The 23348-nt window shown below is 34.2% G+C and carries 13 protein-coding genes; 8 read left to right on the top strand and 5 right to left on the bottom strand.

The annotated features are described in order from the left end of the window. Nucleotides 1-40 precede the first annotated feature (40 nt). Nucleotides 41-3916, top strand: coding sequence for a T9SS sorting signal type C domain-containing protein (locus tag NU08_RS08625; protein ID WP_129746727.1), 3876 nt, complete (start codon nucleotides 41-43; stop codon nucleotides 3914-3916). Between the two features lie 452 nt (nucleotides 3917-4368). Next, entirely contained in the window at nucleotides 4369-10056 is a 5688-nt protein-coding gene (locus NU08_RS08620) for a T9SS sorting signal type C domain-containing protein (protein WP_129746726.1), read from the top strand. Between the two features lie 41 nt (nucleotides 10057-10097). On the opposite strand, the gene NU08_RS08615 is transcribed toward NU08_RS08620, so the two are convergent. From NU08_RS08615 to NU08_RS08605, 3 genes are all read right to left on the bottom strand, one after another. After that, the gene (locus NU08_RS08615) at nucleotides 10098-10964 is read right to left on the bottom strand and encodes a cupin-like domain-containing protein (RefSeq protein WP_129746725.1); all 867 of its coding nucleotides are present in this window, start codon (nucleotides 10962-10964) and stop codon (nucleotides 10098-10100) included. Between the two features lie 164 nt (nucleotides 10965-11128). Continuing rightward, a complete protein-coding gene (locus tag NU08_RS08610) occupies nucleotides 11129-11566 on the bottom strand; it encodes a hypothetical protein (RefSeq protein ID WP_008465451.1) in 438 nt (145 codons plus the stop codon). A gap of 98 nt (nucleotides 11567-11664) precedes the next feature. Then, nucleotides 11665-12612, bottom strand: a complete 948-nt coding sequence (locus tag NU08_RS08605; RefSeq protein ID WP_129746724.1) for a bifunctional riboflavin kinase/FAD synthetase — start codon at nucleotides 12610-12612, stop codon at nucleotides 11665-11667. A 193-nt stretch (nucleotides 12613-12805) separates the two neighbouring features. Between NU08_RS08605 and NU08_RS08600 the strand changes: the two genes are divergently transcribed. Then, nucleotides 12806-15481 (top strand): reprolysin-like metallopeptidase, encoded by a 2676-nt coding sequence (locus NU08_RS08600; protein ID WP_129746723.1) that lies wholly within the window; start codon nucleotides 12806-12808, stop codon nucleotides 15479-15481. Nucleotides 15482-15498: 17 nt separating this feature from the next. Here the strand turns inward: NU08_RS08600 and NU08_RS08595 are convergent, their stop codons facing one another. Continuing rightward, a complete protein-coding gene (locus NU08_RS08595; RefSeq protein ID WP_242502512.1) occupies nucleotides 15499-16179 on the bottom strand; it encodes a ComF family protein in 681 nt (226 codons plus the stop codon). A gap of 98 nt (nucleotides 16180-16277) precedes the next feature. Here NU08_RS08595 and NU08_RS08590 point away from each other — a divergent pair, with 98 nt between their 5' ends. From NU08_RS08590 to NU08_RS08570, 5 genes are all read left to right on the top strand, one after another. Beyond that, nucleotides 16278-17819, top strand: a complete 1542-nt coding sequence (locus tag NU08_RS08590; protein ID WP_129746722.1) for a glycine--tRNA ligase — start codon at nucleotides 16278-16280, stop codon at nucleotides 17817-17819. A gap of 269 nt (nucleotides 17820-18088) precedes the next feature. Then, nucleotides 18089-18907, top strand: a complete 819-nt coding sequence (locus NU08_RS08585; protein WP_129746721.1) for a LytR/AlgR family response regulator transcription factor — start codon at nucleotides 18089-18091, stop codon at nucleotides 18905-18907. Nucleotides 18908-19081: 174 nt separating this feature from the next. Then, nucleotides 19082-19327, top strand: a complete 246-nt coding sequence (locus NU08_RS08580) for a hypothetical protein (protein WP_129746720.1) — start codon at nucleotides 19082-19084, stop codon at nucleotides 19325-19327. A 351-nt stretch (nucleotides 19328-19678) separates the two neighbouring features. Then, nucleotides 19679-21478: a tetratricopeptide repeat-containing sensor histidine kinase gene (locus NU08_RS08575; RefSeq protein ID WP_242502511.1), complete on the top strand. Its 1800-nt coding sequence runs from the start codon at nucleotides 19679-19681 to the stop codon at nucleotides 21476-21478. Next, nucleotides 21468-22166 (top strand): response regulator, encoded by a 699-nt coding sequence (locus NU08_RS08570; RefSeq protein WP_129746718.1) that lies wholly within the window; start codon nucleotides 21468-21470, stop codon nucleotides 22164-22166. The genes NU08_RS08575 and NU08_RS08570 overlap by 11 nt, the downstream gene beginning before the upstream one ends. A gap of 118 nt (nucleotides 22167-22284) precedes the next feature. Here NU08_RS08570 and thiL read toward each other — a convergent pair whose 3' ends face one another. Then, a complete protein-coding gene (gene thiL / locus NU08_RS08565) occupies nucleotides 22285-23331 on the bottom strand; it encodes a thiamine-phosphate kinase (protein WP_129746717.1) in 1047 nt (348 codons plus the stop codon). Between the last annotated feature and the right edge of the window lie 17 nt (nucleotides 23332-23348).

Below are 23348 nucleotides of genomic sequence, written 5' to 3'. Positions count from 1 at the left end.
TAACTTAATTCTTACAAATATTAACTTAGATTATTCTGTTTTGATTAAAAATTTATTTTATACATTAATTTTAATCTCGTTCCCAATCCAAACACTTCTCTCACAGCAGGGTAAAGTTGACAGTTCCTTCAATGTTCTCGACAATGGACAAATTGGTGATGGATTTGATAATACTGTGCGGACACTTTTGATGTTGAAAGATGGCACTTTGCTTGTAGGAGGTGATTATTTAAGTTTGAATGGAACGCCCGTTTCTTATCTTACTCGCTTAAATACAGATGGTTATATCGATGAAAGTTTCAATATTGGAACTGGTTTTAATGGTAAAATCTATGCTTCTTATTTGCAGTCTGATGGCAAAATTATATTGGGAGGTAATTTTACAAGTTTTAATGGCATCAACGCAGGAAGAATAATTCGTTTAAATGTAGATGGTTCGTATGATGAGACTTTTAATACAACAATTGGAGCTACGACTGGTATAGTATACGATATTGACTCGCAGTCAGACGGAAAAATAATTATTGTAGGAAGTTTTACAAAATACAATAATACTACTATTAATAGAGTAGCGCGTTTATTGCCAAACGGATCACTCGATTCGACGTTTCTTACTGGTTCTGGATCTGCATTAAATATTACACATGCAAAAGTTTTATCAGATCAGAAAATACTCCTTACGGGTAATTTTACTGTATTTAACGGTAATTCAGCTAATCATATAATTCGGTTAAATTCTAATGGTACTTTTGACTCTACCTTCAACTGTGGCGTAGGTTTTAATGATAACGTTAATGCGATCGCTTTACAGTCTGATGGGAAAATGGTTTTAGGGGGCAATTTTACTCTTTTTAATGACACTGTAGCTAATCGAATTATTCGCTTGAATGAAGATGGAACTAAAGACGAGAATTTTTTAAATGGTTCAGGTTTTAGTAGAGACGGAGTCCAAACAATCAAAATAAATAAGAATGGAGAGATAATGGTTGGAGGTTCCTTTATAGGTTTTTACAATACTGCCGAGGTTACAAGATTAATTTTTCTCCAACCAGATGGAAGCATAAAACCTAACTTTGACATTGGCTCTGGTCCTGCATCTGCTTCAGTATTGGCTTTAGAATTTGATGAAGAAGGTTCGTGGTTTGTTGGGGGCTCATTTTCTGTTTTTAACGGTCAAAATCAAGGAAGACTAGTGAAAATTAGTACTGAAGGAGATCAAGATATTTCTTATCTAGTATCTGGAATTGGTTTTGATAATTCTGTTCTTACTATTTTGCCTCTTCCAAGCAAGAAAGCAATAATTGGGGGGAATTTTAAAAAGTTTAATGGAGAGACAGCCTCTAAAATAACATGTCTGTTAGAAAATGGGAAAATAGATACAGTTTTCAACATGTCAAAAACAGGAAGTAATGGTTTGATAAAAACATCAGCATTACAAACTGATGGAAAAATTATTTTAGGAGGCAATTTTACAAAGTACAATGATCTTGACAATAATCGTATTGTTAGGATATTTCCAAACGGAGAGATTGATGAATCTTTTGATAGCGGAGATGGATTTAACGCACAAGTTTATGGGTTGGCAATTCAGTCAGATCAAAAAATAATTGTCGGTGGAGCTTTTACAAAATACAATGGATCACCAGTAAATGCAGGTAGAATTATTAGAGTATTGCCAGATGGTACAAAAGATCCTGATTTTATCACTGGTTTTGGTGCCGATGGCATTATAGAAAGTATAATTGTACAATCAGACGGAAAGATTCTTGTAGGCGGTCATTTTAAAAAGTTTAATGATGTCCCTTTTGCTGGATTGGTGCGACTAAACTCAAATGGAAGCATTGATGAAAACTTTAATGTTGGAAATGGCTTCGATAAATATGTTTATACAATTGCGCTGCAATCTGATCAGAAGATTCTTGTTGGCGGGTCTTTCTTAGCTTTTAATGGTATTTCGCAAAAACGAATTAGTAGATTAAATAGCGACGGAAGTTTTGATTCCACATTTGATTCGGGAACTGGTTTCAGTAAAGGAGACGTTCGTACTATTTTAATACAGCCCGATGATAAGATTTTAGTTGGAGGGACTTTTTCGGGAACATATAATAATATTTCTTCTTCTAGGTTGATTCGATTAATGCCTTCAGGATCTTTCGACAATACTTTTAGAGCGTCATTAAATAATGCGCTATATGCAATGAATTTTAGTGAAGATTATAAACTGGTCATAGGAGGAAATTTTAATTCAATTTCAGGTATTTCAAAACATAGAATTGCTTGTTTAAAACTTTGTGTTGATACAACAATCTGGGATGGAATTTCATGGTCAAATGGTTATCCTTCTGCGGGGAAAGATGTTTATTTTAAAGAAGATTTTCGAAACTTTAAGACGGCCAATATTTGTGGCTGTAATATTGAACAGGGGAAAACGGTTACTTTATCTGAAAAAAACACTCTCGGTATTGAATTTGCTTATACTGGTAAAGGAATTCTTGTTCTAGAAGATTCTGCTAGTTTGTATCAAGAGGATGATGATATGGTAAACACAGGAATTGTTCATTTAAAGAGAAAAACAAAACCTGTAATTCGATTCGATTTAACCTATTGGTCCTCTCCAGTAGCTGATATGAAATTGTATGATTTTTCACCAGAAACACTTTTCGATAAATATTTCTGTTATGATGTAATCTCTGGATGGAAAACAAATCTTAACGGAACAATGACCATGATTTCGGGATATGGATACAGTATCAGAGCACCACAAAGTTTTTCTACTACTGAGCGAGCAATATTTGAAGGTGTCTTTAAGGGGATTCCGAATAATGGAAAAATAGAAGTTGAACTTGTTGCTTCAGATCGGTTTTATTTGATTGGGAATCCATATCCTTGCGCAATAAGTGCAGATAAATTTCTAACTGAGAATGCACCAAAAACAAAAGGGGCGTTATATTTTTGGACACACAATACTCCACCTAGGATAACAATACCCGGTACCAATACCTATCGATATAGTAATGACGATTTTGCAGTTTACAATTTGTTAGGAGGAGTTGGTACAAGGTCGGCGCTAAGTTCTGGCGTGAGTAGTGATGCTCCTGACGGTACAATTGCTTCAGGACAAGCTTTTTTTGTGAAAAGCAACCAAACTGGTTACTTAGAATTTAAGAATAGTATGAGAATTAGAGATAATAATAATTCTTTTCTGCGCCCTGCTTTAAATTCAGTAATAAAATCTACTAATGAAAAACATAGGTTTTGGTTAAATGTTACAAATAATGATAATGAATTTAAACAGATTTTACTAGGGTACGCAGAAGGTGCTTCAAATTCTTTAGATTTAAATTATGATGCAGAATATTTAAGTTCAGGGGCATCAATAGATTTTTATAGCATAATAAAAGATAAAAGATTAATAATTCAAGGTCGCGAGTTGCCTTTTTCAGAAAGTGATTCAATTTCTTTAGGTTACAAAACGACTATTGGTGATCATTTCAAAATTGAAATAGATCATCAAGATGATTTTTTCATTAAGAAACCTATTTTTTTAGTAGACAAAAAATTGAATTGCATTCATAATCTTTCTGAAAGCCCTTATCAATTTGATTCTGAAGTTGGAACTTTTAACGATCGGTTTTCGATAGTTTACACTAATAAAACTCTATCAAATAGAACGCTTGAAGGCAACTCTAAAAACATTTTAATATCGGTTAAGAAACATAATATAAATATTGAATCTTTTAAAGATAATTTGAAAGAAGTTATAATATTTGATGTTTCGGGAAATCAATTGTATAGAAAAGATAAGCTCGAAATTAAAAATCTAAATATCCAAAATTTATTTTCTTCTCATCAAGTTTTAATAATAAAAGTCATTTTTGATAATGGCCAATCAATCTCAAAAAAGTTAATTTTTTAATAGAAGTAGGGCTTAATTAACAATTCATTTTGTAAATCTTAATAAATGAATCTTTTACGTTGTTAACGTATTGAAAATCAATAAATTGAAATTTTTTTGTTTTTGTTTTAACAGTTTTTTCCTATTTTTTGTGTTTTTTCCTGTTTAGGTGTTAAAATAATGGGTTTGGTACTACGATGTTAATTTAAATGTAGATAAAATCGTACCTTGTTGTAGCATTTAATCGATTAAGTACGTTTTAAATCGATTAAATGCAATTTTTTACAAGCCTTTCAAGTACACTTTTTCCTTCCAAAATCAGTTTAAAATCTGTCATTCTATCTGCCTCCATTAATTGCAAAATTGTGGTGTATTCTTAATTCTCTATAACATTAAATATTAAGTCTCTTTGGTTTTGCAATTAATCTTGTTTTGAGTTTGAATTTATTTTTCAATTACTAAAAAACCACAAGATGAAAAAAGATTTACTTACTATGCTGCGTTTCTTCAGCTTTTCAACTTTAGTAATTTATATGGGGAAACCATTAAATTTCAATTTAAGATTTCAATTTCTTATTATTTTATTTTTCTCAATTTTTTATACGACTTCTAAAGCGCAGATTTCCCATCCATTTACAGCCAGTGGATCTCTTCTTCTTCCAGCAGGTATGGATGTTGTTACTGTAGAAGGTTGGGGTGCAGGTGGCGCTGGAGGTGGAGCCAAAGTGACGCCAGGTGAAGGTAGAAGCGGCGGCGGCGGCGGCGGTGGAGCTTATGCAAAAGGTACGATTACTACGACAGGATTATCGAGTTTGGGAGTCATTGTTGGAGGAGCTGCCACAGGAGGAGCTGGTGATGGTGTCGCAGGCGGACCATCATATATAACGGGATTTACAACTTCTTTCTATGCGCCAGGAGGTCTTGGAGGAAACGCTAATATTGCAACTACTTCTACTCCAACTGGAGGTATGGGAGGTACTGGCGCTATTGGAAATTTAGGAACAGCAATAGGAGCAAATGGTACAAATGGTAAAGTTGCTGCATTAAGCTTGCTTCTTTCATCTGGTGGAGGTGGAAACGCTGGTAATTTCGGTACTGTAGCTGGAGCTGGAACCGGTGGAGCTGCACAATCTACTTTATTATTAACAGATTTAGCTGGAACTAATGGTGGAACTAATGGAGGCGGAGGAGGAGGGGCTTTAAGTGCTAATACTGCGCAAAACGGAGGAAGCGGCGCAAGAGGTTATATTAATGTTACGTATACTTGTAAAACTTATAGTATAACATCATTATCGGCTACGAATGTCTGTACATCAGTAGGAAATTTTTCTCAAGTGCAAGTCATAAGTACTCCTGCAAATTTGCCAGTTGGAACATATACGGTTAACTACCATAGGAGTAACCCTTCAGCTACAAATTTAACAACAACAATGGTTGTGACAACGGCTGGGTCTGGAAGTTTTACTGCATCTGGATTTATTAATGTAGGAAATAGTAATATTGTTCTTAATAGCTTAACATCAGCTGATTGTACTTCTTCAATAGGAATGTCTACTCAAATTGCAATATCAGCTCAGCCAACAATAACATTAGGAGCTAACGCTACTGCTGTATGCGCAAGTGTTAGCGCACAAACAACTAATTTGAGTTATAGCGCAACGACAAATTCACCAACAAATTATAGTATTACATGGAATGCTAGTCCCGCAAATAATTTCTTGCCAGTTTCGAATGCATCTTTGCCAGCAAGTCCTATTACTATTGCAATCCCCGCTGGTACTGCTGCAGGGACTTATACAGGTATGCTTACTGTAAGTAATGCTGGGTGCGTATCTGGTACAAGTAGTTTTACAGTTACTGTAAATCCATTACCAACAATTACATTGGGTAGTACTACAGCCGTCTGTACAAGTTCAAGTGTACAAAGTACCATACTGCCTTATACGGCAGTTGCCAACTCCCCAAATACTTACAGTATTACATGGAGTTCGAGTCCTACAAATACATTCTTACCAGTTTCAAATGCATCTTTACCAGCAAATCAGATTAATATTTCGGTACCTGCAAATACAGCTGCGGGAACATATACTGGGATATTGACAGTAAAAAATGCAAACGGATGCACATCAGCAGCAAATAATTTCACCGTCACAGTAAGTGCACCTCCAACGATTACATTGAGTAGTACAACAACGTCAGTTTGTTTTAATGCTGGAGCTCAAACGGCTAACCTGAATTATACTGCTACAACAAATTCGCCCACAAATTACAGCATTACCTGGAATGCTAGTCCGACAAATAGCTTCCTGCCTGTTTCAAATGCAGCTTTAACAGCTAGTCCAATAAGTATTGCTGTCCCTGCAGGAACTGCTGCGGGAACCTATACGGGGACTTTGACGGTAAGGAATGCAGGATGTATATCAGCAACAACAAATTTTACAGTGACTGTAAATCCATTGCCGACCATAGCATTAGGCGCGACAACCGCGGTCTGTACAAGTTCAAATTTGCAGAATACAACGTTACCGTATACTGCGGTTACAAACTCGCCAACAAACTATAGCATCACTTGGAATGCCAGTCCAACGAATACTTTTGCGCCAGTCTCAAATGCGTCTTTGCCAGCAAGTGCTATCACAATTCCAATACCTGCAAACACAGCAGCGGGAACCTATATGGGAACATTAACGGTAAGCAATGCAAACGGCTGCGTATCAGCTTCGAATAATTTTTTAGTGACTGTAAATCCGTTGCCGACCATAGCATTAGGCGCGACAGCCGCGGTCTGTACAAGTTCGAATGTTCAGAGTACTGCATTGCCTTATAGTTCAATTACTAATTCTCCAACAACTTACAGTATAACATGGAACGCGAGCCCAACAAATACTTTTTTACCAGTTTCAAATGCGGTTTTACCATCGAGCCCAATTAATATTTCCATACCTGCAAATACAGCTGCAGGCACCTATACAGGAGCTTTGACTGTAAAGAATGCCAATGGTTGCGTTTCTGCACCAAGCAATTTTACGGTAACCGTAAATCCCTTGCCATCGATCACACTTGGCACTGCGGGCGCTGTCTGTTTTAGTGCCTCAGTCCAGACTGCCAGTTTGAGCTATAATGCTCCGACAAATTCTCCGACTGCGTACAGCATTGTCTGGAATGCGAGTCCTGCTAATAATTTTTTAGCGGTTACGGATGCAGCTTTGACTTCCAGTCCGATTAGCATTGCGGTTCCAGCGGGAACAGCTGCAGGCACATATACAGGAACTTTGACTGTAAAAAATGCAAATGGATGCGTTTCTATGCCAAGCAATTTTACAATTACAGTTAATCCCTTGCCATCGATCACACTTGGCACTGCGGGCGCTGTCTGTTTTAGTGCCTCAGCCCAGACTGCCAGTTTGAGCTATAATGCTCCGACAAATTCTCCGACTTCGTACAGCATTGTATGGAATGCGAGTCCGGCTAACAATTTTTTAGCGGTTACGGATGCGGCCTTAACTTCCAGTCCGATTAGCATCGCGGTTCCAGCGGGAACAGCTGCTGGAACATATACAGGAGTTTTGACTGTAAAGAACGCTAATGGCTGCGTTTCTATGCCAAGCAATTTTACAATAACAGTTAATGCAGCTCCTACAATTACTACATCAGGAAATTTAACTCCAATTTGTAAAAGTACATCTTTCCAAATGGCTTCTTTGCCTTATTCCGCTACCACTGGTTCGCCAATTAACTACTCAATTGATTGGTCAACATTAAATGATCAAGGAACTACTGCTTTCTCTTTTGATTCTGTAGGAGGTAATGTCAATAATATTTTTATTCCTGCAAATACAGCAGCGGGAACTTACAGTGGAGTAATGTCAATTTTTACATCAGAAGGATGTTTCGCAACTCAAACAATTTTTTTAACGATTAATAGCGTTCCAACAATAAATACTTCAGGAGTATTTACTTCAGTTTGTCAAAGTTCGTCAGCACAGACTACTACTTTAAGTTATAATTCAACTACTGGATCTCCAAATAGTTATGCTATTGATTGGGTTACTTTGACAGATCAAGGAGCTACACCATTTCCTTTTAGTTCTGGATCAGGAGATATTATAAATGTTAACGTTCCAGCAAATACGACCTCAGGAACTTATAATGGTATTATGACTATTACAACTTCAGGCGGTTGTCTAGCAACGCAAAATGTTTCTTTAACTGTAAATGCCGTTGTGACAGCACCAACAGCATCAGTGACTCAGATCCCAACTTGTGTAAATAACACAGGTGTTATTACAGTTAGTTCGCCAGCATCTGGAACAGGATATAGTTATAGTATTGATGGGACGGATTTTAGCAATACCTCAGGAATATTTACAGGTTTGTCTTCTGGGGTTTACAGTGTGCAAGTTAAAAATAATACAACAGGTTGTGAATCAGAACCAACATCAATTTCAATAAATGCTTTTGTCACTAAGGCATGGAATGGAAGCGTTGATGCTAATTGGGAAAATCCTGCAAATTGGACACCCACAGGGGTACCTATAGCATCTGATTGTGTAGACATTCCAGACGTAGGCGTTGATCCTATTATATCTGGAACTAATGCCAGTTTTTTTGCCAGCAGATTAACGGTTCAGAATAATGGATCTTTAGTAGTAAATGAAACAAATACAATAACCGTAACAAATGAAGTAAATGTTATTGGTAATGGGATTTTAATTTTTGAAAATAATTCTAGCCTAGTTCAAATTGCAGATGTGAACAATGCTGGTGCCATAACTTATAGAAGAAAAACACTTGTAAGACGCTTTGATCTCACCTACTGGTCTTCTCCAGTAACAAGAGTTCCGGGTTTTACGTTGCATGATTTTTCCCCAAATACATTGTTTGATAAATATTTTAAATTTTCTGCGGCTGGAGCTTGGGCAACAGTATATAATGGAGCAGAAGAAATGCTGCCAGGAAATGGTTATAGTATCAGAGGGCCCCAATCTTTTAATAATGTTACACCTTCTGTTTTTACTGGAGAGTTTGTTGGAACTCCAAATAATGGAACTATTCAGGGACCTGCAGCTATTGCAGAAAAATATTGTTTTTTTGGAAATCCTTATCCTTCGGCAATTTATGCAGATGAGTTTATTCATGATAATGCTGCTAATTTTTATGGAACACTATATTTTTGGACACACAATACATTGCCTAAAATAACTGTACCAGGAACTAACACATATCGTTATACTAATGACGATTATGCATTTTACAACTTATCAGGAGATACAGCGATTGGAAGTTTAGTAGGAAGTGGTGCAACATCTCCAGGAAATCAAACTCCTCCGGCAGGATATATTGCTGCAGGGCAAGGATTTTTTGCAAAATCAAAAACAGGACAAAAAGCAGTCTTTACTAATTCTATGAGAGTTCCAGGGTTCAATAGTCAATTTTATAAATCAACGCGAACAGCTGTGATTGAAAGACATCGAGTGTGGCTAAATTTTACAAATTCAGAGGGAGCCTTTAAGCAAATATTAATTGGATATATTGCTGGAGCAACAAATTCTTTTGATTATAATTATGATGCTGTCACAATGAATGCCAATCCTTATGTTGATTTTTATAGTATAAATGACGGTAAAAAATTAGTTATTCAAGGAAGAGCATTGCCATTTGTTGTTTCTGATACAATCCCTTTGGGGTATAAATCGACTATTCCGGAAGGTAATTTTACAATTGCCATAGATCATACCGACGGAAATTTAAGTACTCAGGATATTTATCTGCAAGATAATGTAACCAACACGATCCACAACCTTAGAACGGGAGGTTATACATTTAGATCAGTACCGGGGACTTTTCTTAATCGTTTTGTGTTGCGTTATACAAATCAGGCTGGAGGTGAAACGCTGGGTAATGAAGATTTCGAAAATCAGAATCAGGAGATAGTGGTTTCTGTTAAAGATAAAAACATTAAACTGCAATCTATCTCTGAATTGGAAAATCTTCAAGAAGTCGCTATTTATGATGTAGGCGGAAAATTGTTATATCATAAAAAGGAAATTGGAAATAAGGATTGGGTTGTCAATAATTTTCAATCAGGGCCACAAATTCTATTGGTTAAAATAACTTTAGAAAATGGAAAAACAGCAACAAGAAAAATAGTATTCAGGTAATAAAAAAGCGGTTGAGTTTTTAAAATTCTCAACCGCTTTTTTTAAAGAGTACGCTGTAAATATTGGTGTGTATCTTTAAGAGCTTTTTCATTTTTATAGTCAATCCATTTTTGGCCTTGAATTTTTCGCATCATAATATCAAAATGCCGCATAATAAATACATTATACGCCGCCTTAGATAAATTGACAATGTTTTTTGGAAAAGAGCGAAGGCTCATAGAAAATCCTGGCGTTAGATATTTCATATAATGCCAATACCCTTCTGGCATATAAAGCATTTCGCCATGTTTAAGATTTGTGATATAACCTTCGACATTTTTAAGCGCTGGGAATTTTTCGTAATCTGGATTGTCAAAATCAATATCTTCTCTTGAAATTAATGCATGAGGCACTTTATACATAAATTTTGACTGGTTTGGAGGAAAAATCATGCATTGCTTTTCACCATGAAAATGAAAATGAAGAATATTCGAATAATCAATATCATAATGCATAAAAACCTTTGAATTTTCTCCTCCAAAAAACAACATCGGCATTTGCTTTACCAACTTTAAACCAATATCTGGCCATAAGAAGTCATTTTTTAAAGAAGGAACCTCTTTCATTAGGTTGTAAAGAAAAATACGATAATTAGTAGGCTTTTCTTCCAATAAGTCGATGTAATCACTCATTTTCATGGTTGTATGAGCCTCATTAAAGCCATCTTCATGATTTACAGGTCTGTCGTCGTATAAAGGAACTACTGAATCTCCTGCTATTTCTTTTATATAAGATAATTTCCATTTGTTGTAAGCTGGCCAATCTTCGGTCAATTCTTCAATAACAACAGGAATTTGTTTTTTTACATATTGGGAAACAAAATCGTCTTTTGAGATTTTTTTTACCCTTTCAATTTGCTTTAACTTCATTTTTCAAATAAAAAAAAATTGCTTATAACTCTCTGCTATAAGCAATTTAAAAATATTTCTTGAGATTTAAGATCTCTTTTGGCTAAATTTTTTGATTTGATCGATACACAAAAAGTGCATTTAAAAAGGTATGCCGTTAAAATTTGGTTGCAACAAATTAAAAATTAATCTGCTGCATATTTGTTATTCCAATACAGCATCATCATTAAAGTAACAATTACAGAAGAAGCGATTCCTTCAAATAATAAACAAATACAATAAGTTGGCACTGATGGATTTCCTCCGAACATAAATGTTTCAGATAAAGTTCTTACATAAGCATCTCCGCCTCGGGCATAACTATAAACCAATAAGCCAAAAATGCTTAGTGCCACACCAACTACAGAAGTGGCCATGGCAGAAACAGCATTAGAAACAAAATTGGTTTCTCCTTCATGAAGATTCATCTGCATCGTTCTGTTAACACCATAGAATATGAAGAAAACGTTGAGTGTTCTTAAATAAAACAAATCTGCTAAACCTAGTACATTCATTAATAAAAAATAAATGCCAATTCCGAGAAAAATCAAAAAACCGTTGGTAATTTCTTTAGGTAGTTTCATAGTGGTTATTTTTTAGAAGTTAATAGTAAATGTTTGAAAAACAGTCTTCTATCAAAATTACTAAAAAAATAACTACGATGATTTAAAAACAGCAAAAACTATACAGCCTGATCTTTTAATGAAGAGTCTATAAAAGCTAAAGAATTGATTTTATCTTGATCAAGTTGTGCTTTTAGTGCATCAACTGAACTAAATTTTTGCTCTTCGCGAATATAATGCAGTAAAGAAACTTCAATTTTCTGATCGTAAATGTCTCTGTCGAAGTTAAACAAGTGGACTTCAATAGTTTGTTTTTCACCATTTACAGTCGGATTGAAACCAATATTCATCATGCCGAAAACAGTTTCATTGTTTACAACAGCCCTCACAACATAAACACCAATTTTTGGGATTAATTTATAATCTTCTTCAATTTGAATGTTAGCGGTTGGAAAACCAATAGTACGCCCAAGCTGTTTTCCTTTTACAATGGTTCCGTTCAAGAAATAGCTATAGCCTAAATACTCATTGGCCAAAACCATGTTTCCTTCATTTAAAGCTTTTCTGATTTTGGTTGAACTAACAGAAACATCTTGAATTTCTTCGGCTGAAATTTGTTCTACTTCAAATCCGTATTCAATTCCAAAAGCAATCAGATCGTCAATGTTTGCAGTTCTATTGCGACCAAAACGATGATCATGTCCAATAATAATTTTTTGAATCTGAAATTTCTCTACTAAAATGGTACGAACGAATTCCTCAGCGGTTAATCTTGAAAAACTTTCGTTAAAAGGATGAACAACCAGATTTTCTATTCCAGTTGCTTCCAAAAGATTTATTTTTTCATCAATCGTATTGAGTAATCTTATTTCAGACTTTTCCTGAAGAACCATTCTTGGGTGAGGAAAAAAGGTCAGAACTAGACTTTCATATTTTCCATTTTCAGTATTCTGAGTAATTCGTTCCAGAATTTTTTTATGACCAATATGCACGCCATCAAAGGTGCCAAGAGTTAAAATTGTTTTCTTGGTTGACTGAAAATCGTTTATAGAATGAAAGAGCTTCAAAACAAATTATTTAAGATGCTGCAAATTTATACTATTCTCTTTTAAATTTAATACTATGGCAAATCGATTTTTAACAGATAATATATCTTTTTGTAAAAATATGCCGACTCGTCGATTAAAAAACAATAATTGTTGTGTAGATAATATAATTTCAAATTAATTAAAGTAATTTTGATTATTATATTTTAATAGTATGAAAAAACAACTACTTTGTATACTTTTAATTTTCTGTTCTGCAGCAATTAACGCACAAGACGTTTTATGGCAGAAAGTAACTTCTTCGTCGCTTTCACGAAAAGCTGATGGCGCAAGTACCAATAAACTATACTATAAATTAAATACAAGTCTTCTCAGCTCAAAGTTAGCTTCGGCATCAAATAAAACAGCAAAAAATACAACGTCAGAAATTACCATTCCAAATACTGATGGAATTTTGGAACGTTTTTCTGTTTGGGAATCTTCTAATTTTGATCCCGAATTACAGGCAAAGTATCCAGAAATCAGATCTTATGAAGGACGTGGAATTGACGATAAAAATGCTAAAATACATTTTAGTGTTGCTCCAATCGGAATGCAGACTATGGTTTTTAGAACTGCAAAACCAACAGAATACATAGAGCAAAATCCTGAGAATAAATCAGAATATGTTTTGTTTAAATCTACAGACAACGCAGCGTCAAAAATGATTTTGGATTGCAAAACGCCCAATTCGGTTTTTGAAAATAAATCTTCTGCTACAGCTAAAACGGCTTCTAATGCCAAACAATTTAAAACGCTTCGATTAGCATTATCCTGCACAGGAGAATACACCGCTTATTTTGGTGGAACAATAGCAGGAGCCTTGGCTGGAATGAATGCTACTTTAACTCGAGTAAATGGTGTTTTTAATAGAGATCTTGCGGTACAATTAATCTTAATTGCAAATAATGACGCTGTTATTTATACAGATGCTTCTACAGATCCCTATTCTATAGCATCGGTAGGTGCTGACAATAACAATCCAGCTTGGCCAAAAGAAGTACAAACCACATTAACCAATGTTATAGGTGAGGCCAATTATGACATTGGTCATTTGTTTGGTGCTTCAGGAGGAGGCGGGAATGCAAGTTGTATCGGTTGTGTATGTGTGAGTCCTACTTCTAATGAACCTCTAGGAAAAGGAAGTGCATTTACATCTCCTGCTGATGCAAAACCAGAGGGTGATAATTTTGATATTGATTTTGTGGCCCATGAAATGGGACATCAGCTTGGTGGGTCACATACTTTTTCATACGCAAATGAAGGAATGGGGACATGTTACGAACCAGGAAGCGGTTCAACTATCATGGGATATGCTGGAGTAACAGATTATGATGTTCAGAATCATTCAGATGATTATTTTTCTTATGCAAGTATCAATCAGATTCAGAATAATTTGGCAGGAAAAACATGTCCTGTATCAACAGCTTTAACCGATAATAATCCACCTGTTATAAATGCAGGTCTAGATTATACAATTCCAATTAGTACACCATTTATTTTGACAGGAACGGGTTCTGATCCCGAAGGAAATTCTATAATCTATACTTGGGAGCAATTTGACAGTGCAACTACAGCTTTTGCAGGTAATAGTTTAACCTATCCGACAAAACCAGATGGACCGATGTTTAGATCTTTACCGCCAACAGCTTCACCAGTTCGTTATATGCCAGCTTTAAGTTCAGTATTAAATAATCAATTGACGACAAGTTGGGAATCTGTTTCTTCTATTGGAAAGACAATGAATTTTACACTTACAGGAAGAGACAATGCCGCTTTAGGAAAGGCGCAAACCAATACAGATGCAATGGTCGTGACTGTAAGTGCTGCGGCTGGACCATTTGCTGTAACTTCGCAAACAGATGATAATCTTGGGTGGGCAAAAGGATCTGCACAAACTATCACTTGGAGCGTAAATAATACGAATACACTTCCAGGATCATCAAACGTAAATATAAAATTATCTGTAGATGGCGGATTAACATATCCAATTGTTTTAATTGCCAATACTCCAAACGATGGGACGGAAACAATTTTGATTCCATCTGAAATTGATAATGCAACCAATTGTAGACTTTTGATAGAGCCCGTTAATAATATTTATTATGCTGTCAATAGTAAACCATTTGCAATAGGATATACGGTTTCAACAAATTGTTCCGTTTATAATTTTGAAGGCGGGTATTCGATGGGTACAAGTACAACTTTTATAAACAAATCAGTTACAGTCCCAGCCTCAACGGGAACTATTTCAGATGTAAATGTTTCGGTTAATGTTACTCATGAAAGATTTGCAGATGTTGAAATGCAAATTGTAAGTCCAAGTGGTACAACAGTGTCTTTATTTAACAAAAGTTGTGGTACAACAAATTCTACACTTTCACTTCAGTTTGATGATAGCGGATCTGCTTTAAATTGTGGCGCAACGACCAGTCAAATTGTAATTCCCGCAAGCGCCTTAAGTGCCTTTTACGGAGAAAACCCGCAAGGCGATTGGATTTTTAAAGTCCGTGATGCTGTTGTTGGAAAGTTTGGAAAAATAAATTCTGCATCTATAAATATTTGCACTAAAACCTATACATTAGGAAATAAGGATTTCGAAAATGTTAATTTTGTTGCCTATCCAAATCCAAACAAAGGAACTTTTACAGTGCAATTTGATAGGGACTCGGTAAGCGAGATTAAAGTTTACGTTAATGATATTAATGGAAAATATGTTTACGATAGAACTTTTCAAGGTTCAGGATATTTTATTCAAGATATTCAATTGCCAGATGTGCCTTCAGGTCTTTATTTTGTAACGGTTACTGATGGTAATAGAAAAGAAGTGAAAAAAATATTGGTGAATTAATTTTTGATTTTCAAAGGTTAATGCGCCATTGCCATACAGAGTATACTAATCTTAGTGCCAGGTATTTTTAGCAACGCTTTTGAACATGCTTCAAGTGTGGCACCTGTTGTAAGCACATCATCAACAATTAAAAAGTGTTTGTTGTGATCAGATTCATTGAATCTGACATCAAAAATGTTTTCAATATTTTCAGATCTTCCCAAGAGGTTTTTCTTGGATTGCGTTTTGGTATATAATTTTCGAATTAAAATATTTTCTGCAAAAGGAATTTCAAAACCCGATGCAATTGCTTTTCCAAAAGTGGTAACCTGATTATAGCCTCTTTCCTTAAACTTTCTTTTATGAAGTGGAACAGGAATTACAGCATCAAAAGGAATTTCTAATTGTAGTTCCTTTAAATCTTCGGCATACCAATTTCCTAAAACAGTTCCGATTTCCTGATGCCCTTTGTATTTTAAATTATGGATTAACTCTTGAACCATTCCTTTTTTATTGAAATACAAAAAGGCAGACGCAAATTGCACATCAATTTTGCCATAAAACTTTTTGACAGCTTCATTTTTAGGATTTAAATGATATTGGGTTAGAGGCATTTCATGTCGGCAGACGGTGCAGAAAACGGTTTCATTTTGAAGCAAAAGTGAATGGCATCCGCTGCAGACTTTAGGAAAAAATAGATTTATTAGATAATTAATCACAAAAAGAGAGATTTTATTTACAAAAGTAACAAAATCGAAGCTTCAATCTTTATAATTTTTCTTTTTTATAAAGCTAGTTTTTATATTTTTGCATCACTATGGCAAAACAAGAAGATATATTTAAGAATGTGGTTTCGCACGCAAAAGAGTACGGATTTATTTTTCCGTCAAGCGAAGTTTACGATGGTTTAAGTGCTGTATATGATTACGCACAAAACGGTGTCGAATTAAAAAAGAATATCCGTGAATATTGGTGGAAATCAATGGTTCAGATGAATGAAAATATTGTCGGCCTTGATGCTGCGATATTGATGCATCCAACAACTTGGAAAGCTTCTGGTCACGTTGATGCTTTCAATGATCCATTAATTGATAATAAAGATTCTAAAAAGAGATATAGAGCTGACGTTTTGGTTGAAGATTTTGCTGAAAAAATTCACCAAAAAGCTCAAAAAGAAATCGAAAAAGCAAAAGCTCGTTTTGGGGATGCTTTCAACGAACAAGAATTTGTTACTACAAACGCTCGTGTTATTGAATATTTAGCTAAAGAAAAAGAAATCAGAGAGCGTTTAGGGCGTTCTTTGGGAGCAGGAGATTTAGCTGACGTTAAAGCTTTGATCGAAGAACTAGAAATTGCTGATCCTGAAACGGGTTCTAAAAACTGGACAGAGGTAAAACAATTCAACTTGATGTTCGGAACAAAATTAGGTGCATCTGCTGAAAATGCAATGGATTTATATTTGCGTCCAGAAACAGCTCAAGGTATTTTTGTTAACTTCTTAAACGTTCAGAAATCAGGCCGTATGAAAGTTCCTTTTGGAATTGCTCAGACAGGTAAAGCGTTCAGAAATGAAATTGTGGCAAGACAATTTATTTTCCGTATGCGTGAGTTTGAACAAATGGAAATGCAGTTCTTTGTTCGTCCAGGAGAAGAAATGCAATGGTATGAGCATTGGAAAGAAACTCGTCTAAAATGGCATTTATCTTTAGGATTAGGACAAGAAAATTACCGTTTTCATGATCACGAAAAATTAGCGCACTACGCAAACGCAGCAGCTGATATCGAATTTAATTTCCCATTTGGATTTAAAGAGTTGGAAGGTATTCACTCTCGTACAGACTTCGACTTAAAAGCGCACGAAGAATATTCTGGAAGAAAATTACAATATTTTGATCCTGAATTAAATGAAAACTATGTTCCTTATGTAGTAGAAACATCTGTTGGTTTAGATCGTATGTTCTTGGCAGTTTTTGCTACTTCATTAAAAGAAGAAACATTAGAAGACGGTTCTACAAGAACAGTTTTAAAATTGCCAGCAGTTTTAGCGCCAACTAAAGCAGCAGTATTACCATTAGTTAAAAAAGATGGTTTACCAGAAGTTTCAAGAAAAATCATCGAAGATTTAAAATGGGATTTCAATGTGGCTTATGATGAAAAAGATGCTGTAGGACGCCGTTACAGAAGACAAGATGCTTTAGGAACGCCTTTCTGTATTACAGTAGATCATCAAACGCTTGAAGACGAAACGGTAACAATTCGTCATAGAGATACAATGAAACAAGATCGTGTAAAAATTACTGAATTAAGAGGGATTATCGAAAATGAAGTTTCGATGAAAAACTGGTTAATGAAAATGTAATCTTTACAGTTTATTATAGAAATCCCAAATTCCGTAAAGGAGTTTGGGATTTTTCTTTTTTTAAATAAGTATTTTATCGGATTTTTTTGCATTTCATCTTTATGTATTAACATTTTAATTTAATGTGTTAACAATGAGGTGTTTAAAGTGTTTAAATCCGTAATTTTAAATTTAGATCACCAAAAAGAATAATTTTTTCTTTCATTACAGCAATTTAAAGCTATTTTTTGAGTATGATTGCGGAGTGAGAAAACCAACATAACCCGAAATTGAAAAAGTATTCGTATATTATAATTGATGATGGTGCTGAGAGTATTTTGAAAACCCAAACAACCGCTTCAGGTTTTTCAGAATTATCTTTTAAGGCATCGGCATCAAATTTTCAGGAAGGTTTAGAATTGGTTTTAGAGCATAAACCTGATTTGGTTTTTCTAGAAATTGAACCAGAAAATCTTTCAAGCCATTTGTCTTTGACTTTTATTAGCGAATTGCATCGTTTCTTTCAGGAAATTCCAAAAATTATCATTACTACAAATAAAAAAGACAAAGCATTTGATGCTATTCAGTACGGCGTGTTTGATTATCTGTTAAAACCTATTGGATATATTGATCTGCTAAAAACCGTTTTGAAGCTTAAAAAAGCAAATTTTGAGGTAAAAACAATAGGTGCAATAGAAGAACAGACTTCCACTGTAATAGATAATATAAATAATGTCACAATTCCTCAAAACATTCAAAAACCATTAACGATTTGTATAAAATCGTATGGTGATTACCGTTATCTAAATGCTGATGATATCTGCTATTTTCAAGCCGACAACAACTCGACCGATATTTATTTAAATACTGGCGAAATGATTACGGCTTTTAAAACATTAAAGCATTTTGAGAGTGTTTTGACCTATCCGTTTATCCGAATTCATAACAGTTATGTAATTAATAGAAATTATATTTCGAGGATTCATAGCGGAAACTCAATCTGTTACATAAAAAACTCCACAAAAAAGATTCCTTTTTCTAAAACCTACAGGGCAAATGTAGAGCAGATTATTGCCGATTTTGCAGCAGGAAATTACCTAGAAGTCTAAAAATTAGATAATTACATTGATTTGCTACTCATTGACTATCAATTGGGTATGATTGACTATAAACTCAATTTTTTGTATAAATTTTTTTTTAACCTGGTGTTAGTTTTACACTCTGATTCGCAAGCAAACAGCGGGTCATCTCCAAAAATTATAACAACATTAAAACCTCAGGTCATGAAAAAAACAGCTTTAACAATCGGATTATTCTCATTAGCAATGGTAGCAACTTCATTTGTATTACCAACTGCGACAACTTTTTCTAATGAAAAATCAAGCATAGTTCTTCCTGTAGATGGTGCTACTGGAGGAGGAAGAAAACAAGATCCAAGAATAGCTAGCAATAAGATAGTAATTAAAAACAACGAATTAGGTTTTGCTAAAATCAACCAATCATTTGGTGATTCTAAGAAAATAGACTAATTAAAGAAAATATTTATAGAGTCTTTTGGCTGTCAATTTTTTGGCAGCCTTTTTTTATGTTTGTAGTTTTAGTATTTTTGGTAAAACTCAAAATTTGTATTGAAAAGATTTTATCCAATATTATTACTTTTATTGTTGTTTTTTTCAGGTTGTACCCAAAAGAAAAATTCAAAAGAACTAACTTCAGTGCAAGATAGTCTTCCTGTTTATTTGTTATTGGCAAATGATATTAAGATAAATTATGACCTTAAGCAAAAATATGCTCAGAAGGCATTTTCTATAGTAATTAAACAAAAAAATGACTCTATTAACAGAGTTAATTTGTTTAAGATTGCCAATAGATATTATAATATGAATGATTTAAAATCATATCATGAAATTTCGCAACTAGTTTTAGATAGGTCCATAAGCAGCAAAGATTCTGCAAGTATCGCAAAAGCTTATATTTATCTTGGAGATTATTATGGCTCAAAAGCAATTTCTGATAGTGCTTTCAGAAATTATTTTCTTGCGCAGAAGATTTATTTGCAGATTAACGATCAATATAATTTAGCAAAAACTTTTTTAAGCAAAGCGAGTTTACAATATAACGAATCAGATTTTTTTGAAAGTGAAATATCTGTATTCAAAGCTTTAAGCATATTGAAAAACCAAAAAAATGTAAATGACCAGCTTTATGAATGTTATAATCTGCTGGGGATTTTGTATAATGAAAGGGAAGAATATGAAAAAGCATTAGAATATCAGAATAAAGCTTTAAACACTTTAAATGATAAATCGATTCCGGCTGATCTTCAGCTGAAAGCGACTTCTTTCAATAATATTGGGTTTGTTTATATGCGTATGAAAAACTATAAGCAAGCCATTGTTTATTTTGAAAATGGGCTTAAAGAAAAAAACCTGTTTGAAGAAAAAACTTTTTTATATGCCATGCTACTTGATAATCTGGCTTATTCAAAATTGAAATCAAAACGATTAGATGGTCTTCCAGACCAGTTTTACAGATCGCTAAAAATAAGAGATAGTCTAGGATTGAAAATGGCTACAGTATCCAATCAGATTCATTTGTCTGAGTATTATGCATTTAAAAGAGACACTTCAAGAGCTATACAGTTTTCAAAACAAGCTTTGTTTCTTTCGCGTTCTTCAGATAAATTGGCAAATACTTTGCTAGCTTTAAAACAAATCGCTGCGGTAGATCCTAGAAATGCATCTAAATATTCAAAGGAATATATTCAATTAAATGATAAAATGCTAAAAGTAGAGCGAAATATGGGAGAAAAATTCTCTAGGATTGAATATGAAACCAACGAAATTAAAGATCAAAATTCCAATCTTCAAGATAAAAATAAAACTTTGGTTTATGTATTTAGTATTTGTACATTGCTCGGGTTGTTTTTTTATGTTTACAAAACGCAGCAGGCCAGAAATCGTGAACTACTTTTTAAACAGCAACAGCAGATTGCAAACGAAGACATTTACAATTTGATGATTTCGCAGCAGAACGAAATAGAACTTACGCGAATAAAAGAAAAAAAGAAAGTTGCTCAGGAATTGCATGATGGTGTTTTAGGACGTATGTTCGGCATTAGGATAAGTTTAGATAGTTTGGATAAGTTAGATGAATCTGAGGCCATTTCTAAGAGAAAAAAGTATCTTGACGAATTGAAAAATGTTGAGCAGGATATTCGGGAGATTTCGCATGACTTAAACAGGGAAAAATCGGAATTAATTAATAATTTTGTTTCGATCTTGAATAAACTATTTGAAGATCAGAAGAATACATATAGTTCGAAATTGATTACTGTTTTTGATCCTGAGATTAAATGGGATTTGATTAGCAATATTGTAAAAATTAATCTGTATAGAATTGTTCAAGAAGCGCTTCAGAATTGTAACAAATATGCTAAGGCTGATATTATTAAAGTGGAGTTTAAAAATGAAAACGATAATCTAGTTTTAATCATCGAAGACGACGGAATTGGATTTAATACTAATAAAACCAAAAATGGAATTGGCCTTATTAATATAGAATATAGAGCAACAGAGTGTAAGGGAACAGTTACCATAAAATCTGCCAAAGGAGAAGGAACCATTCTCACCATAAAAGTCCCAATAGAGCCAAATAATAACCTGCATAATGACATTTGATTTAACAGCTTCAGTTCCACAATTAGTTAAAAAAAATATCTTAATAGTAGATGATCATCCGTTTATTATTGAAGGATATAAAAATGCAATAACGCGTTATAATCCAAAACAATATGAGTTCTTAATTTCGCAGGCGCATGATTGCAGGTCGGGTTATGATATAATAGAAGATAATAACACGCCCGATTTTGATATTGCATTTTTGGATATCAGCATGCCTCCTTATGAAGAAAAAGAGATTTTTTCTGGCGAAGATTTGGCAAAATTGCTTTTGAAAAAAATGCCTTCATGCAAGATTATTCTTTTGACGATGTATACCGAATTGCTGAAAATCAAAACCATTATCAGAACAATACAGCCCAACGGATTGATTATTAAAAACGATCTTACTTTCGATGAATTGCTTCTGGCTTTTGATAAAGTAATGAAAAACGAAAAATATTACAGCCAGTCAGTTGTAAAAATGCTGAATCAATCAACTCATAATGCAATTGAAATTGATCAGTACGATAAACAGATATTAATTCATTTGGACAAAGGAACTCCAATTCATGAAGTGTTAGAAAATATTCCAATTTCTTTAAATGCCATCGTGAAACGAAAAAAACATTTAATGGAATTGCTAAAAATAAAAAGTGGTTCTGATCACGACTTGGTAAAAGAAGCTAAAAGCAAAGGGCTCTTTTAAAAAGTTAAATTCCAAGGTTGAAATTCCAAATTCCAAAAAAGCGAAATAAAAAATTCCAAATTCCAATATGATTATTAGTCTTGGAATTTGGAATTTTTTTATTGGAATTTTCTAAAGTTTACTCGCTCAAAGCATCCCATCCGCGAGCTTTTAAGGCAATTTTTGTATTGGCGCGGGTCACAAGATGAATTCCTTCACTTTCTTGCGTCATATGTCCGATAACAGAGAAATTCGGATTTCCTTTTATTTTGTCAAAATCATTAATATCAATAGTAAACAAAAGTTCGTAATCTTCACCGCCGTTTATGGCAACCGTTGTACTGTCGATATTAAATTCTTCGCAAGTAGAAATAAACTGCGGATCTAATGGCAGTTTGTCTTCATACAAATTACAACCCACTTTAGATTGTTTGCAGATATGCATAATCTCAGAAGATAATCCGTCTGAGATATCAATCATTGCATTTGGTTTTATGTCTAAAGCATGAAGTAGGGTGCGAACATCTTTTCGCGCTTCAGGTTTCAATTGGCGTTCTACCAAATAAGTGTAAGGATCTAAATCTGGCTGATTGTTTGGATTAACCTGAAAAACTTGTTTTTCACGCTCTAAAACCTGCAATCCCATATAAGCTGCGCCAAGATCACCCGTAACAACTAATAAATCAGTTTGTTTGGCTCCGTTTCTGTAAACCAATTCATTTTCATCAGCTTCTCCAATTGCAGTGATGCTGATAATTAAACCTTTTTGAGATGAGGTGGTATCTCCGCCAATAACATCAACTTTATATTCTTTTGCAGCGTGAGTAATTCCTGCAAACAATTCTTCTAAAGCTTCAAGCGGAAAACGATTAGAAACTGCAACCGAAACTGTAATTTGAGTCGGTTTTGCGTTCATAGCGCAAATATCAGAGACATTTACTACAACGGCTTTGTATCCTAAATGTTTTAATGGCATGTAAGCCAAATCAAAATGAACTCCTTCAATTAATAAATCGGTTGAAACGACTACTTTTTTGTCTTTAAAATCAAGAACAGCAGCATCGTCACCAATACTTTTTAGAGTGGATTCTTGAGTAACATCAAAGTTTTTGGTTAAATGGTCAATTAAACCGAATTCGCCCAATTGAGCTATACTAGTTCTCTGCTGATTTTTATCTTCTATCATTTCTGTTAAGTTCCAAA

The sequence above is a fragment of the Flavobacterium anhuiense genome (genome assembly GCF_004151235.1).
GTDB classification, from domain to species: domain Bacteria; phylum Bacteroidota; class Bacteroidia; order Flavobacteriales; family Flavobacteriaceae; genus Flavobacterium; species Flavobacterium anhuiense_A.
This window is presented reverse-complemented; position numbering and strand designations above follow the sequence as displayed.